13 protein-coding genes are annotated in these 13,302 nt (G+C 59.2%); 7 read left to right on the top strand and 6 right to left on the bottom strand.

Annotated elements, in window-relative coordinates; translation table 11 throughout:
* Positions 1-123 precede the first annotated feature (123 nt).
* The 3 genes from NW838_RS00975 (at position 124) to NW838_RS00985 (ending at position 4,330) form a co-directional block, all read left to right on the top strand.
* Positions 124-618, top strand: coding sequence for an N-acetyltransferase family protein (locus tag NW838_RS00975; RefSeq protein ID WP_414358523.1), 495 nt, complete (start codon positions 124-126; stop codon positions 616-618).
* 172 nt (positions 619-790) lie between these two features.
* Positions 791-2,074 carry a competence/damage-inducible protein A gene (locus NW838_RS00980; protein WP_414331859.1) on the top strand — a complete coding sequence of 428 codons (1,284 nt, stop codon included), beginning with the start codon at positions 791-793 and terminating at the stop codon, positions 2,072-2,074.
* Positions 2,075-2,176: 102 nt separating this feature from the next.
* A complete protein-coding gene (locus tag NW838_RS00985) occupies positions 2,177-4,330 on the top strand; it encodes a M48 family metalloprotease (protein WP_414427321.1) in 2,154 nt (717 codons plus the stop codon).
* A 30-nt stretch (positions 4,331-4,360) separates the two neighbouring features.
* On the opposite strand, the gene typA is transcribed toward NW838_RS00985, so the two are convergent.
* From typA to glpX, 4 genes are all read right to left on the bottom strand, one after another.
* Positions 4,361-6,178, bottom strand: coding sequence for a translational GTPase TypA (gene typA / locus NW838_RS00990; RefSeq protein WP_414427322.1), 1,818 nt, complete (start codon positions 6,176-6,178; stop codon positions 4,361-4,363).
* Between the two features lie 168 nt (positions 6,179-6,346).
* A complete protein-coding gene (psb30, locus tag NW838_RS00995) occupies positions 6,347-6,454 on the bottom strand; it encodes a photosystem II reaction center protein Ycf12/Psb30 (protein WP_011433833.1) in 108 nt (35 codons plus the stop codon).
* Between the two features lie 107 nt (positions 6,455-6,561).
* Positions 6,562-7,857, bottom strand: coding sequence for a glutamyl-tRNA reductase (locus NW838_RS01000; RefSeq protein WP_414357469.1), 1,296 nt, complete (start codon positions 7,855-7,857; stop codon positions 6,562-6,564).
* Positions 7,858-8,182: 325 nt separating this feature from the next.
* A complete protein-coding gene (gene glpX / locus NW838_RS01005; protein ID WP_011433831.1) occupies positions 8,183-9,226 on the bottom strand; it encodes a class II fructose-bisphosphatase in 1,044 nt (347 codons plus the stop codon).
* A gap of 258 nt (positions 9,227-9,484) precedes the next feature.
* Here glpX and NW838_RS01010 point away from each other — a divergent pair, with 258 nt between their 5' ends.
* The gene (locus tag NW838_RS01010) at positions 9,485-9,760 is read left to right on the top strand and encodes a DUF1830 domain-containing protein (RefSeq protein ID WP_011433830.1); all 276 of its coding nucleotides are present in this window, start codon (positions 9,485-9,487) and stop codon (positions 9,758-9,760) included.
* 73 nt (positions 9,761-9,833) lie between these two features.
* Here the strand turns inward: NW838_RS01010 and NW838_RS01015 are convergent, their stop codons facing one another.
* On the bottom strand, positions 9,834-10,100 hold the full coding sequence (locus NW838_RS01015; RefSeq protein WP_414357470.1) for a hypothetical protein: 267 nt from the start codon (positions 10,098-10,100) through the stop codon (positions 9,834-9,836).
* A 170-nt stretch (positions 10,101-10,270) separates the two neighbouring features.
* On the opposite strand from NW838_RS01015, the gene NW838_RS01020 reads away from it, so the two are divergent.
* Positions 10,271-10,879, top strand: a complete 609-nt coding sequence (locus NW838_RS01020) for a peroxiredoxin (protein ID WP_414357471.1) — start codon at positions 10,271-10,273, stop codon at positions 10,877-10,879.
* A 167-nt stretch (positions 10,880-11,046) separates the two neighbouring features.
* Here NW838_RS01020 and NW838_RS01025 read toward each other — a convergent pair whose 3' ends face one another.
* A complete protein-coding gene (locus tag NW838_RS01025) occupies positions 11,047-11,481 on the bottom strand; it encodes a photosystem I reaction center subunit II PsaD (protein WP_414357472.1) in 435 nt (144 codons plus the stop codon).
* 235 nt (positions 11,482-11,716) lie between these two features.
* Here NW838_RS01025 and NW838_RS01030 point away from each other — a divergent pair, with 235 nt between their 5' ends.
* Both NW838_RS01030 and NW838_RS01035 read left to right on the top strand, forming a co-directional pair.
* A complete protein-coding gene (locus NW838_RS01030) occupies positions 11,717-12,580 on the top strand; it encodes an arginase family protein (RefSeq protein WP_414427323.1) in 864 nt (287 codons plus the stop codon).
* Positions 12,581-12,621: 41 nt separating this feature from the next.
* Entirely contained in the window at positions 12,622-13,269 is a 648-nt protein-coding gene (locus tag NW838_RS01035; RefSeq protein ID WP_414427324.1) for a class I SAM-dependent methyltransferase, read from the top strand.
* Positions 13,270-13,302: the final 33 nt, after the last annotated feature.

A 13,302-nucleotide genomic window follows, 5' to 3' on the forward strand; every position in this document is an offset into this window, starting at 1 on the left:
CCACCTGTCCTAGTTCTGAGTGCTCCACAAATCCAGTGGCGCTATCCATCCCCACTCTATAGAGGGTGGGGAATTCCGGGCGTTTTGTTAAACTTGAGCTTGCTTGAACTTGTCGGGCAAGTTATGGAAATTCGCCCTGCCACCGCCTTGGACGTGCCTGTTCTATTTAATCTCATTTGCGCTTTGGCTGAATATGAGAAGCTGAGCCACTTGGTAACGGGATCCGCCGATCTGTTGCACCACTACTTGTTCGGCCCAGAAGCCTTTGCCTCGGCATTGCTGGCAGAAGTGGAGGGGCGAGCGGTGGGCTTTGCTCTCTATTTCCGCAATTTTTCCACCTTCCTGACCCGACCGGGGATTTACCTTGAGGATCTGTTCGTGTTGCCGGAGTTTCGCGGCAGAGGCATTGGCAAAGCGCTCTTGGCGCGGGTGGCTCAGGAGGCGGTGGCCAAAGGATATGGGCGGCTGGAGTGGATGGTTTTGGATTGGAACCAGCCGGCGATTGAGTTCTATCGACGCATGGGTGCCAAGCAACATCCCGAATGGATTCTCAACCGCGTGGTGGGTGCTGATTTGGAAGCTTTGGCTCGGCTGGCTGAGGATCCCCATCGAGCTTGAGTGTGCCTTCTGTGGGGTAGTCGGCGCGGAAATTTTCTCAGAGCGGGAGAGGGAAGTGAAAACCCGCCGGCTGTCTCACCGCAATTGGGAATGGCCGACGACCAGCCGGAAATCTGGGGGCCGAGACCTCTTGTATACTTTTCTTGCGGCTGAGCTGAGCTCGAGGCCAAGCATGATCCCACCGCAAACCGCTATTCCCCAGGGAGCTGAGATCCTCTGCATTGGCACGGAATTGCTCTTGGGAGAGATCACCAATACCAACGCCCAGTACTTGGCAGCCGAGCTGGCGCAACTGGGGATCCCCCACTATTACCAAACGGTGGTGGGGGATAACGAGGCCCGCATTCACCACGCGCTGGAGGTGGCCTGTGGTCGTTCCAGCTTGATTCTGATCACCGGGGGTTTGGGGCCGACGCCGGACGATCTCACCCATGAGGCGCTGGCTTCCTTTTTTGGGGCGGAGATGGTGGAGCACCCCCAAGTGTGGGAAGAGATCCTGCAAAAGTACGGGCAGCGGGGCCTTGTGCCCTCGCCGAGCAATCGCAAGCAGGCTTTTCTGCCCCGGGGAGCGAGGGTGTTGCCCAACCCGCTTGGCAGCGCCTGTGGCCTCATCTGGCAGCCCCGGCCCGACCTGCACATTCTCACCTTCCCTGGGGTGCCGCGGGAGATGCAACACATGTGGCGGGAGACCGCCGTGCCTTATCTGCGCTCCATCGGCTGGGGAAAAGAGGTGTTCTACAGCCGGGTACTGCGCTATTGGGGCATTCCCGAATCGACGCTGGCCGAACGGCTGGGATCCCTGTTGGCGGGGGAAAACCCTACGGTGGCTCCCTACGCCAGCCAGGGGGAGGTACGCCTGCGGGTTACCGGACGTGCTCCCAGTCGTGAAGAGGCCCAAGCCTTGATCGCCCCGGTGGTGGAGCAGATTTTACAGATTTCTGGAGAAGACTACTTCGGCAGCGATGACGCCACCTTGGCCGGTGTGGTGGGGGAGCTGTTGCTGCAACGGGGTCAAACTCTGGCGGTGGCAGAATCCTGCACCGGCGGGCTGCTGGGGCAGTTGGTGACCGGGATCCCGGGCAGCTCCCGCTATTTTGTGGGGGGGATCGTGGCCTACGACAACCGCATCAAGGAGCAGCTTTTACAGGTGAATCCGGAAACCCTGCGACAGCACGGGGCCGTGAGCGAGGCGGTGGCCGCCCAAATGGCGCTGGGGGCCAAGCAAGTCCTGGGCTCCAACTGGGCCTTGAGCATCACCGGCATTGCCGGGCCAGAGGGAGGCACCGCCACCAAGCCAGTCGGTCTTGTGTATCTGGGTTTGGCGGATCCGCAAGGGAAGGTGGAAGTACACGAGTACCGGTTTGGCAGCCTGCGCGGCAGAGAGGGGGTGCGTTGGTGGAGCGCCCAGACGGCTCTGGATCGCTTGCGGCGGCGCTTGCTCTGCTACCCCCTTTAGGGGGGATCCAGTCTCTCGGGGTTGGATCCCTGAGTAAGCTGGGGGAGCAGATGGATCCAACCGATCTCCAGAAGCAGACCCTACCAGGCAAGGAGCAAGCCGATGATCCCCGATGCCGTCCAGGCGGGCAAGGAAGCCCTGCGGCAGGGCCGCCTGCAAGAGGCCATCCAACTTTTTGAAGGCTACCTGGCCCAATCCCGTCAGCAGGACAAAGCATTAGGGATCCCGGCAGACTCATCTGACGGCGAAGCCCTGGAAGCCCAAATGAACCTGGTGCGGGCCTACCACCAGTTGGGCCAGACGGAGAAGGCACGGTCCCTCTGCCTAGAGCTGCTGCAACACCCCAACCCCCAGGCGCAAGGCTGGGCCAAGAAGATCTTGCTTCGCCTGCCCACTGCAACAGAGTCCCTGGCTGCTCCGTCCGCCAAACCTGTCGAACCGCGTTCTGCTCCCCCAGAGGAGCCGTCTCCTGGAGCGGGATCCCTGTCCACCCGTCAACGGGCCGCCCAACTGGGTATGAAGATCCCCCTGCCGGAGCGGGCCGGCCCCCTGCATTGGGCCAAGTGGGGATCCCTGGGGGTGGGCATTGTCTTCCTTTGGTGGCTGAGCTTTGTGTTGGTAGGCAGCCATCTGGATTTTGGCCGGCTGAGTTTTCCGCGGCAGCTTTGGTTTTTGCAGGGGTTGCTGCCCTGGCTGCGCAATGGCCTGCGGTGGTTGGTGGCCGGCAGCCTGGCGGTCAACTTTGGAGTAGGCCTTCTCTTTTTTGCCCCCTGGCTGATGGATCAGCTCCACCAACGGCTGCACAAGTTGCGTTGGGCCAGGCTTGGCGAAATCGAACGCCACAGCCCCGAAACGGCGCGCCTGCTGCAGCGCATCTGTGCCCAAAACCAGCTAAAACAGCCCCGACTGGGGGTGATCCCGGATGCTGGGCCGCTGGCCTTTGTTTACGGCACTTTTTCTGATGGCTGCCGCATTGTGGTCACCCAAGCCCTGTTGCAGCAGCTTTCTGAGGATGAGATTGCCGCCGTCTACGCCCAGGCCCTGGGGCGAATTGTTAATGGAGATATCCTGGTCATGACCCTGCTGGGATCCCCGATTCAACTGGTTTACCTGGCCCTAGAGCAGGTGAGCCAACTGGGAAGCAAACGGCGGGATCTCATCGGGCATGTGGCCCCGCTGCTCTACCTCATCTACACGGTGCTTTCCTATCCCCTGTTTTTCCTCTCCCGCCTGGGCACCTACCATGCCGACCATTTTGCCGTACAGGCGACTGGCAACCCGAACGGGCTGATTGCTGCTCTGCTCAAATCGGCTGCTGGCCTGCAGGAGGCCCACAAAAACGACCGCCGACCTTCCTCGCTGTTGCACTGCACCCGCCTGTTCAGCTTTTTGGACTTCAAAACCATCGCCGCTGCCAGTGCTGCCGCCCGCCTCCAGGATCCCTCCCAAGCTGGCCAAGTCTTTCTTTGGGATCAAATCAACCCTTGGGCCCGCTGGATGCAGGTCAATTCCAGCCATCCGCTGCCGGGGCACCGCTTCAAGGTCTTGGCGGGATATGGAGAGCGGCTGCGCCTCCTGCCGGAGCTGAGCCTGGGATCCGGGTCCAAATTGGATGTGGCCCGCCTGCAAAGCCGGTTTTGGCTGGATCTGGCCATCTACGCAGCCGAAGTGGTCGGGATCCTCATTGGCTGGCTGGTGGGGCTGATCCTCTACCTGCTGCTGCAAAACCGTCTCGATCCCAAGGTGATCGCGGCAGCAGCGGTGGTGGGCTACGGGGTGGGCTTGTGGGCCAAAGCGGGGTTGATGTACGGGGGATCCCTGCCGGCAAGGCCGACGGATGTGCTCAGCTTGCTGGCGGATCCCGACGCGGATCCCCGCCGCGGACAATGGGTGGAGCTGGAGGGGGAGTTGGTGGGACTGGGCCCCTCCGGCTATCAACTGGGGGCAGAGCTGAAGCTGCAAGAGGCCACAGGGCTGATCCCGGTGCGCTTTACTTCCCCTTTGGGGCCGGTGGGCAATGTCTTTTCCGGCCTGAAGCGGATCCGCGCCCTGGTGGGCCGGCGCGTCAAAGTGGTGGGCTGGTTCCGCCGCGGCAATACTGCTTGGGTGGATCTGGCCTACGTCCAGGTGGGATCCAATAAGCTGCACAGCCGACCGCGCCTTTGGCTGGTTGTGTTCGGCTTGGGAGTCATCCTGCTGGGGATTTGGGGGGCGTTCTATTTCCCCAACTTGGCCTCTTACCTGCGGCGGTGGTGAGCCAGGCTCTCTTCCAGTTGGCTGAGAAAACTAGCGGCGAGAGGGCGTTAACTGTGCCTTGCGCAGGCGCACCGACTGGGGCGTGATCTCCACCAGCTCATCCTCGCCGATGTATTCCAAAGCCCGCTCCAGGGTCATCTCCACCGGCGCTTGCAAGTGCACCAGCTCCTCCCCGCCCGCAGCCCGGTGGTTGGTCAGTTGCTTGGTCTTGCAGACGTTCAGCTCCAAGTCTTGGGGACGGTTGTGCTCGCCCACGATCATGCCCTTGTAAACGCGGGTACCTGGCGTAATAAAGAATACACCTCGATCTTCCGCATTCTTGAGGGCATAGGTAGTGGCCACCCCTTCTTCAAAAGCGATCAGCACCCCGTTGCGGCGCATTTCCATCTCAGAGGTCAGGGGACGGTATTCCAAAAAGCTGTGGCTCATGATCCCCTCGCCGCGGGTGATGCGGATAAACTCCCCCCGAAAGCCGATCAGCCCTCGCGCCGGAATGACAAACTCCAGCTGAGCCCGCCCATCCGATCCCACCATCATGTTCTGCATTTCTCCCCGCCGTTGCCCCAGCCGCTCGATGCAGGCCCCCACCGTCGCTTCCGGCACATGCAGCACCAAACACTCATAGGGCTCATAGGGCTGGCCGTTGACCTCGCGGAAAATTACCTTCGGTTGCCCCACCTGAAACTCATAGCCTTCCCGCCGCATGGTTTCTAGCAGGATGCCCAGGTGCAGCTCGCCTCGCCCCGACACCAAAAAGCGATCCGGCGAGTCGGTTTCTTCCACCCACAGCGCCACGTTGGTTTCCAACTCCCGCATCAGGCGCTCCCGCAGTTGCCGCGAAGTTACAAAAGTACCCTCTTGCCCGGCGAAGGGGGAGTCGTTGACGCAGATCATCACCTGCAATGTGGGCTCGTCCACTTTGATGAGCGGCAAAGCCTGGGGATTCTCGGGAGAGGTGAGGGTATGGCCGATGTTGGCCTCGGCAAACCCCGCCACGGCGACAATGTGGCCGGCGGTGGCTTCCGTCAGCTCGATGCGCTGCAGCCCCTGAAAGCCGAACAGCTTGGTTACTTTGCCCTTGGCGATGGATCCATCCTCTTTCACCACTGCCAATGGATCCCCCAGACGGATGGTGCCGTTGTGGATCTTGCCGATCACAATCCGGCCCAGGTATTCCGAATACTCCAGCGTGGTGACCTGCAGTTGCAGGGGCTTGCCGGGATCCCCAATGGGAGGTGGGACATGCTTGAGAATGGCCTCGAAGAGAGGTCTCATATCCAGGGATCCGCTGTACCTCCCTTCCAGAAAGTCTTTGAGATGGGCTTCTTCCAGGGCAAAGCCGCGCAACCCAGAGGCAAATAGATAGGGGAAGTCGCACTGGTCTTCGTCTGCCCCCAGCTCCAAGAACAAATCCAGCACCTTGTCGACGGCTTTGTAGGGCTCGGCGCGAGGCCGATCAATCTTGTTGACCACCACAATTGGGCGCAGGCCCTTCTCCAAGGCTTTGCGCAGCACAAAGCGGGTTTGCGGCATCGGGCCTTCGTTGGCATCCACGATCAACAAGCAGCCCTCCACCATCCCCAGCACCCGCTCCACCTCGCCCCCGAAATCGGCGTGGCCAGGGGTGTCGACGATGTTGATCAAGGTTTCGCCGTAGCGGACGGCTGTGTTTTTGGCCAAGATGGTAATGCCCCGCTCCCGCTCCAGCGTGTTGGAGTCCATCACACAGGTGGGAATGTCTTCCCCCTCCCGAAAGATGCCCGCCTGGCGTAACAGGGCATCCACAAGGGTAGTTTTGCCGTGGTCGACGTGGGCGATGATGGCAACGTTGCGGATGGGGAGTGACATATTAACCATTGACCAGCAGGATGTCGCCCTACAAGCAGGAGTGCCTTAGGGATTTCTTTACAACTCTAACGCAAAGGAGCGTTACGTTGCTAAACACTCCTGGCTTTGGGCTTAGCCCCAGCACTCCCAAAGGGTTATCCCGACTGCCTCAATATCCAGAGGGATCCCCTACATATCGGCACCGCGCAGATAGAGCAGCAGGATGACCGCCGGGCCTGCCAAGACAATCAAGGCCAGCAGGGCCAACTGCACAAAAACTTCGTATTGTCCGAACATAATCCCAGATCCTGTGGCTTACGCTTTGTATCCTAAGGGGTGCCCTCCACCCCAGATGGGAGAGCTGTTACAATTCTTCAAGTCATGCGCTCTTCGCCAAGGGATCCCTAGCGCTCCTGCTGGGCTTGAAACACCACCGGATCCAGGTTGAACAGTTCCTGCAAGATCCGCATAGCTGCCCGCCGCGCCTCAATATCCCGTTTGGCCCGCAGTTGCACCATCGGGTCGTGCAGGATCTTGTTGACGATGCCGCGGGTCAAGGCGTCGATCACCTCCAGGTGCTTCTCGGCAAAGTCCTTGCCCAGGCGGGAGAGAGCTTTTTCCATCTCCTGCTCGCGGATGGACTCCACCTTGTGGCGCAGGCTGGAAATGGTGGGCACCGTCTCCAGAGAACGCCACCACTCCATGAATTGATCCACCTCTTCTTCCACCAGGGCTTCGGCAGCCAGAGCCAGCTTTTGCCGTTGGGCGCGGTTTTCTTCCACGACGCGGGAGAGGTGATCCACATTGAACACCTGTACCCCCTTCAGCTTTTCCACGTCGGGATCGATGTTGCGGGGCACAGAGATATCCACCAACAACAGCGGCTGATCTGGCTGCAGCACCCCTGCCAGTTGCTGGTAGGTGAGGATCGGCTGGGTGGCACCGGTGCTGGTGAAGACCAAGTTGGACTCGGCCACACTGTTCAGCAGCGACTCCCAAGGCAGCACCTGGATCGGCTGCTCAAATTGCTTGGCCAGGGCTTCGGCCCGCTCCAGGGAGCGGTTGACCACCGTGATATCGACTGCCCCTTTGGCCAACAGGTGCTGCACCAACAGACGGGCCATTCTCCCCGCCCCCACCACGGTAACTTTGCCCTGAGAGAGGGATCCCTGCTCTTGCAGAGCCAACTCCACCGCTGCCGAGCTGATGGACATGGCGCCGGTGCCGATCTCCGTTTCGGTACGGACGCGCTTGCCGGCGGTAATGGCTGCCTTAAAAAGGCGATTGAGGATGCGATCCATACCGTTGCAGGCTTGGCCCAGCTGCTGGGCTTTTTTTACCTGCGAGAGGATCTGCCCTTCTCCCAGCACCAAGCTATCTAGCCCGGCAGCCACCCGCATCAGGTGGGTTACCGCATCCTGGTAAAGAAGGGTAAACAGGTGCGGACGCAGTTGGGGCAAGGGGATCCCTTTCAGCTCAGCCAAGAACTGCATCGTCTGCCGGACACCACTCTCCATTTCTGAGGTGACGATGTAGACCTCCAGCCGGTTACAGGTGCTGAGGATCGCAGCCTCCTCAATGTGGGGGTGGGCGCGAAGCTGCTGGATCGTCTCTCCCACCTCCGCCTCCGCGATGCTGAGGCGCTCCCGAATCTCCACAGGAGCTGTGCGATGGCTAAGACCGACAACCGCGATAAACATGCCTCTCCGTCGTCTGTACAGCAACAGCAAAAGTTATTAAAAACAAAAACTCTGAACAAAAGCAAATATTGTTTCAGAAAGAAGGCAAAAGCTGTAACCGATATGGGGGATCCCTTGAGTCGGTTCCAGCAAGCTTAGGTAACTTTTCTCAGCCTACCTAAACCCTAAGACCAGTATCGAACCGGTTTTGCCGGATTTTGCTGAAGAGTTATTACGTTTTCACGGGTTGGGGCTTGATAGATTTCGTAACTTTCCCAAAAAGGCAAGGGCGACCTTCACCAGGGGAAAGCCGCCCCGATCTGCGAGGATGTTAGATAGGGATCCCTCAGCGCAGTTGCAAGCCGCGGGGCTGTTGGCCGTCTTTCATGTGGATGGTGTCCACAAAGCGCACCGTGCGGGATTGGCTGGAGATCACCAAGGTCTCGGTGCGGGCCCCGCCCCCGAAGAAGCGCACCCCGCGCATCAAGTCACCATCGGTGATCCCGGTGGCAGCAAAGAGGACTTCCTTGCCACTGGCCAGCTCTTCACACTCCCACACCTTGTCGGGATCCTCGATGCCTTTTTCTTTGAGTTCCCGTCGCGTTTCCTCCACGGGTGGCAAGTAGGTGCCTGCCTGAACCACCTCGGGATCGTAGATCAGCCGACCCTGGAAGTGGGCGCCCAAGCACCGCAGAGCGGCTGCCGAGATCACCCCCTCAGGAGCAGCCCCGATCCCCATCAGGGCATGAATGCCGGTGCCATTGAAGCCTGCCGAGAGAGCCGCCGAGATGTCGCCATCGGTAATCAGCTTCACCCGCGCCCCCGCCTCTCGAATTTGGCGAATCAGATCGAGGTGGCGCTTGCGATCCATGACCACCACCGTCAGATCGGAGATCTCCCGATCCAGGCTTTCGGCGATGATCTTCAGGTTTTTCTCGGGGGGATAGTCGATGTGCACCTTGCCCTTGGCCTGGGGCGGAGCCGCCAGCTTTTGCATGTAGATGTCCGGGGCGTGGAGAAGGCCGCCTTTCTCGGAGATGGCCAGCACCGCCATAGAGCCGTTTTGGCCTTTGGCCACTAGGTTGGTGCCCTCGCAGGGATCCACAGCAATATCGATCTCCACCAGCTCTTCCACGCGGCAGAACTGCTCAGCATCCGGGCGGGTACAGATGCCCACCTCTTCGCCGATGTAGAGCATGGGGGCCTCATCGCGGGTTCCTTCCCCGATGACGATGCGACCGCGCATAGGGATCTGGTTGAGTTTTTCCCGCATGGCCTCTACAGCCACCTGGTCGGCGGTCTTGTTGTCCCCTTTGCCCATCCAGCGGGCGGCGGCAATGGCAGCCTGCTCCACGACTTCGATGATCTCTAGCCCCAACTTGTTGTCCACGGTGTGCCCCCTTGCTGATCTCGGAATGGTGAAGGCCAACTTAAGGATATCTTCAGACTCTTCCCCTCAGTTTACCAGGGCAGGCTTCTCCTCGGGATCCCATTCTCTCAACCCCAATAAGCTGAGAGAACAAATCTCCCAAAGCCAGTCAGGAAGAGCGATCCCCGTCTTGGCGGCTTACTATTGCCGCTTGGGGATCAGGGATGGTAGCCTATTTTAAGGGCAATAAGTTTTTCTTAACACCATTAAAAAAACGCAATGAAAAGATACGCTTTTGTCAACCGTTCCGGACAGGTTCAGGTGATCCGCACGATCCCCGGCCACTGGGAGCGCACCCTCTTTCCCGGCCAGCAGGCGATCTTTGAGGCGGAGCCGGACGACTATCTGGAAGTTTACAGTTGCTGCTGCTCCACCGCCATCCTGGAAGAGCGCCGCCTCTGTCGCTATCTGGTGGATTCTTCCTCGCCTGAGGTTGACCTCTACCTGTGGTCATCTTCGCAACGGGGAACTCTGGCGGATGCGTTGAATGGTTGACAGGCTCCACCGGCTTGCTTCCACGCGGCAGTAGAAGGTGTCTTGGCAAGAGGACTCGGCTTGCCCAAGATAACTAGGTTGGGGATCGCTTCTCCTGAGGCCGATCCCCGAGTTTTTCAGAGGGCGGACGCGGCTCTGGAGAAGGGGCATCGGGGGGACGGGTCAGGCAACTGCCCCGCGCAGCGTCGCGAAAGGTATCGATGCGCTCCACACAATTTTGATGGCCGCAATAGGGGCAATACAGGCGATCCCCAGGTTGGGGCTCCACATCGGCCTGGCTCCACCACCGCCGACAGCGGTCACAACAAAAGTGATAGAGGAACTCCAGCGCCACTCTCATGACAACAGGATCCCTTGCAGAGCCGAACCGATCAGCATGGAAAAATGGGGATTATCCGGATCCCAGCAGTTGGGATCCCTCCCTAGCCCTCGGATTAAGACAAACTCATTATGAGTATGGTATGTTAGGTTTAGTTTACGTTTGCACTTTACCGCAAGGAGCGTGGATTGATGTCTCAGGAAGGATGTCTGCGGGTTGGCCAAGCTGCTCCCGATTTTTCCGCCACCGCCGTCTATGACATGGAATTCAAGACGGTGAAGCTCTCCGACTACAGGGGTAAGAAGTATGTGGTGTTGTTTTTCTACCCCTTGGACTTCACCTTTGTCTGCCCAACGGAGATCACGGCCTTCAGCGACCGCTATGACGACTTTGCCAAGCTGGATACCGAGATCCTGGGTGTTTCAGTGGATAGCGAATACTCTCACCTGGCCTGGATCCAGACCGACCGCAAGGCTGGAGGGGTGGGTGAGCTGAGGTATCCTCTGGTCTCTGACCTGAAAAAGGAGATCAGCGCTGCCTACAATGTTCTGGATCCGGAAGCGGGTGTGGCGCTGCGCGGCCTGTTCATCATCGACAAAGAAGGGATCATCCAGCACGCCACCATTAACAACCTGGCCTTTGGCCGTAGTGTGGATGAAACCTTGCGCACCCTGCAAGCCATCCAATACGTGCAATCTCACCCCGACGAAGTTTGCCCGGCCAACTGGCAGCCCGGCCAGAAAACCATGAATCCCGACCCGGTGAAATCCAAGGAGTTCTTCGCGGCGATTGCCAAGTAGGTTGGCCCCTGGGATCCCTGGCTACATATAGGAGATCCCCAGCGCTTCCGGGCGTAGCTTCAGCTCAAGGTGGGCTGGAGCTTTTTTGTCGAAAACAGGCAAGCAAAAGATCCCCCGACCTTGCTAGGGGATCCTGAAACCCAGTAGGGAGCGAAGCTGTGGGGAGTTCAATCCCAGGGTTTCCCGCCGGTGAACTTGTAGGTAATCGGCTCTTTGTTTTTGCCGATGTTGCGATCCACTTTGCCGATGGGCTCGCGGCCTTCGTTGACCTTCTCGGGAAAGACGCCGTCTTTGGGATGCACCAACACAGGCTCCCCCCCCGCGGGAATGCGGAAGATCTGGTAGTCGTTGATCTTGTAGTCGGATCTCAACTGGGCACCCAGCGCCAAACACTGCTCTTTGCGGGCAAAGGTGAGAAAGTTTTTGCCTTCCACCATTTCGGCAGCGCCGCCGGTGGGCATTTCAAACACCTGCCCCGGCTTGCCCGTCCAGGTGATGACGTATTTTTCTTCGGTTTCGGCTGAGCTCAACAGCCCCCCGGTGGATCCCCCAAATAGAGGCAGCTTTGCTCCCTGACGAGGATCGCCTTCCATCACAGCCATAGTCTACCTTTCTCAACTCGTTGTGGTTTGCGGTGGTTTGCCTTGTCCAAACCGCGGTTTGCGGCGCGAAGCACTTTGAATCTACCACTGACTCGATTTTTGGCCCCAGTTCCGCCTGGGAACTGTAATCTTTCGTAGCAGACTGGCTGGCCCTCAGACGGATCCCTGGGCGCCCTGTAGGCCACCATAGAGACAAGCCGGAGACTTACGGCTCTCTGGAAAAGGAATAGCGCCCATGGCTCAGTGGTCACTCCATCCCAGCTCGCAATCCAATGCCAGGGTCATTCTCATTCCCACCGCCTTTGGCCACGACACTCAGGCTCCAATGGCCATTCTCAACGCCGGTTCAGAGCTGTGTGCCTTCGAGCCGAGGCTGGGGATCGATGTGGATAGGCTGGCGGTGGCGCAGTTGCCGGGGCTGGTGGATGAGCCTCCCTACGGCATGTGTGAGGCGGCGGTGACTCAAGCTTGGAGACGACAACAATGGCCGGTGCTGTTGCCTTCGGTCTTGGCCGCCAGTTGGGGGGCCATTCGTGCCCTTTGGAAACACCACCCAACCCTGAGCGTGGTGCATTGCAGCGCCCATGCCAATCTGATGCCGCCGCCGGAGATGAGCCAGCCGGATCAAGATACGAGCTATGGCAGTGCTGCCTGGGTGGAGTTGCTCTATCAGCACAAGCTGCCGGTGATCCATGTGGGATTGCGCAGCGGCAGTGCGCGGGCCTACGCATGGCTGAAAGCCCACCACAGCCCAATATTCTGGGCCCAAGATGGCTGGGATCCCCAGCAGGTGGTGGCCTCTTTGCCGGATCAACCGGTGTTTTTGGTGGTGGACTGCAGTGTGTTGGATCCTTCCTTGGCGCCCGCCGTGCATCACCCAGAGCCAGGGGGGGTGAGTTGGTTGCAACTGTTGCAGACCTGTGAGGCCATCTTTGCCGCTCGTCCTGTGGTTGGCCTTTCGCTGGGAGGGGTGGCGGTGGGATCCGCAACACGGCAAACTGCTCGCGTGGTGGCCCGCCTGCTCAATTGGTTGCTGGCCTGCTATGCCCTCCACTCCCTGAAGGTGACCGCTCAACCGCAACCTGCCCAGACGGTTTAAGCTGCTCAAAGATGAATGCCTGAATATCTGGGAATGGTTGCATGAACCTCTATCGCCGAGTGATCTTCCCGCAACTGTTGGATCTGGCCCTCTCGGGGGAACGGATAGAGCGCTATCGGCGGCAGCTTCTGGCCCATGTGCAGGGATCCGTTCTGGAGATTGGTTTTGGCACCGGCCTCAACCTACCCTGCTACCCAGAGCACATTCGCAAGATCACAGGGGTAGATCCCAATCCCGGCATGGGATCCCTGGCTCGTCGGCGCATTGCCTCTTCTCCCATCGCCGTTGATTGGCAAGTGGCGGATGCCCAGGAACTGCCTTTTCCAAGCCAGAGTTTTGATAGCGTGGTTAGCACCTGGACATTGTGCAGCATTCCCAATGTGGCCAAGGCTTTAGGGGAAATCCGGCGGGTGTTGCGAGCGGGGGGCAAGCTGTTTTTTCTCGAACACGGCCTCAGCGAGGATCCCCAGGTGCAAAGATGGCAAAATTGTCTTAACCCTATACAAAAGGTAATCGCAGATGGCTGCAACCTAAACCGAGATATGGCTCGGTTGATCCAGGGAGCGGGGTTTCGGTTTGAGCAACTGGAGCGGTTTTATATGCCTGACCAGCCCAAGTTTATCGGCTACACCTATCAAGGCATAGCACTCCCTGACCCGGAAGGAAGCTGCGGATCCCAGGGGGCTTGAGCAGCCACCGATTCTTCAATGGCTCTCTACCTG

The organism is Synechococcus sp. R55.2, from assembly GCF_047462075.1.
Classification (GTDB): Bacteria; Cyanobacteriota; Cyanobacteriia; order Thermostichales; family Thermostichaceae; genus Thermostichus.

Bases quoted from the DNA above. Each gene is read 5' to 3' on its own strand.
- NW838_RS00975 (WP_414358523.1), top strand. From the start codon at position 124: ATGGAAATTCGCCCTGCCACCGCCTTGGACGTGCCTGTTCTATTTAAT.
- NW838_RS00980 (WP_414331859.1), top strand. From the start codon at position 791: ATGATCCCACCGCAAACCGCTATTCCCCAGGGAGCTGAGATCCTCTGC.
- NW838_RS00985 (WP_414427321.1), top strand. From the start codon at position 2,177: ATGATCCCCGATGCCGTCCAGGCGGGCAAGGAAGCCCTGCGGCAGGGC.
- typA (WP_414427322.1), bottom strand. From the start codon at position 6,178: ATGTCACTCCCCATCCGCAACGTTGCCATCATCGCCCACGTCGACCAC.
- psb30 (WP_011433833.1), bottom strand. From the start codon at position 6,454: ATGTTCGGACAATACGAAGTTTTTGTGCAGTTGGCCCTGCTGGCCTTG.
- NW838_RS01000 (WP_414357469.1), bottom strand. From the start codon at position 7,857: ATGTTTATCGCGGTTGTCGGTCTTAGCCATCGCACAGCTCCTGTGGAG.
- NW838_RS01010 (WP_011433830.1), top strand. From the start codon at position 9,485: ATGAAAAGATACGCTTTTGTCAACCGTTCCGGACAGGTTCAGGTGATC.
- NW838_RS01015 (WP_414357470.1), bottom strand. From the start codon at position 10,100: ATGAGAGTGGCGCTGGAGTTCCTCTATCACTTTTGTTGTGACCGCTGT.
- NW838_RS01020 (WP_414357471.1), top strand. From the start codon at position 10,271: ATGTCTCAGGAAGGATGTCTGCGGGTTGGCCAAGCTGCTCCCGATTTT.
- NW838_RS01025 (WP_414357472.1), bottom strand. From the start codon at position 11,481: ATGGCTGTGATGGAAGGCGATCCTCGTCAGGGAGCAAAGCTGCCTCTA.
- NW838_RS01030 (WP_414427323.1), top strand. From the start codon at position 11,717: ATGGCTCAGTGGTCACTCCATCCCAGCTCGCAATCCAATGCCAGGGTC.
- NW838_RS01035 (WP_414427324.1), top strand. From the start codon at position 12,622: ATGAACCTCTATCGCCGAGTGATCTTCCCGCAACTGTTGGATCTGGCC.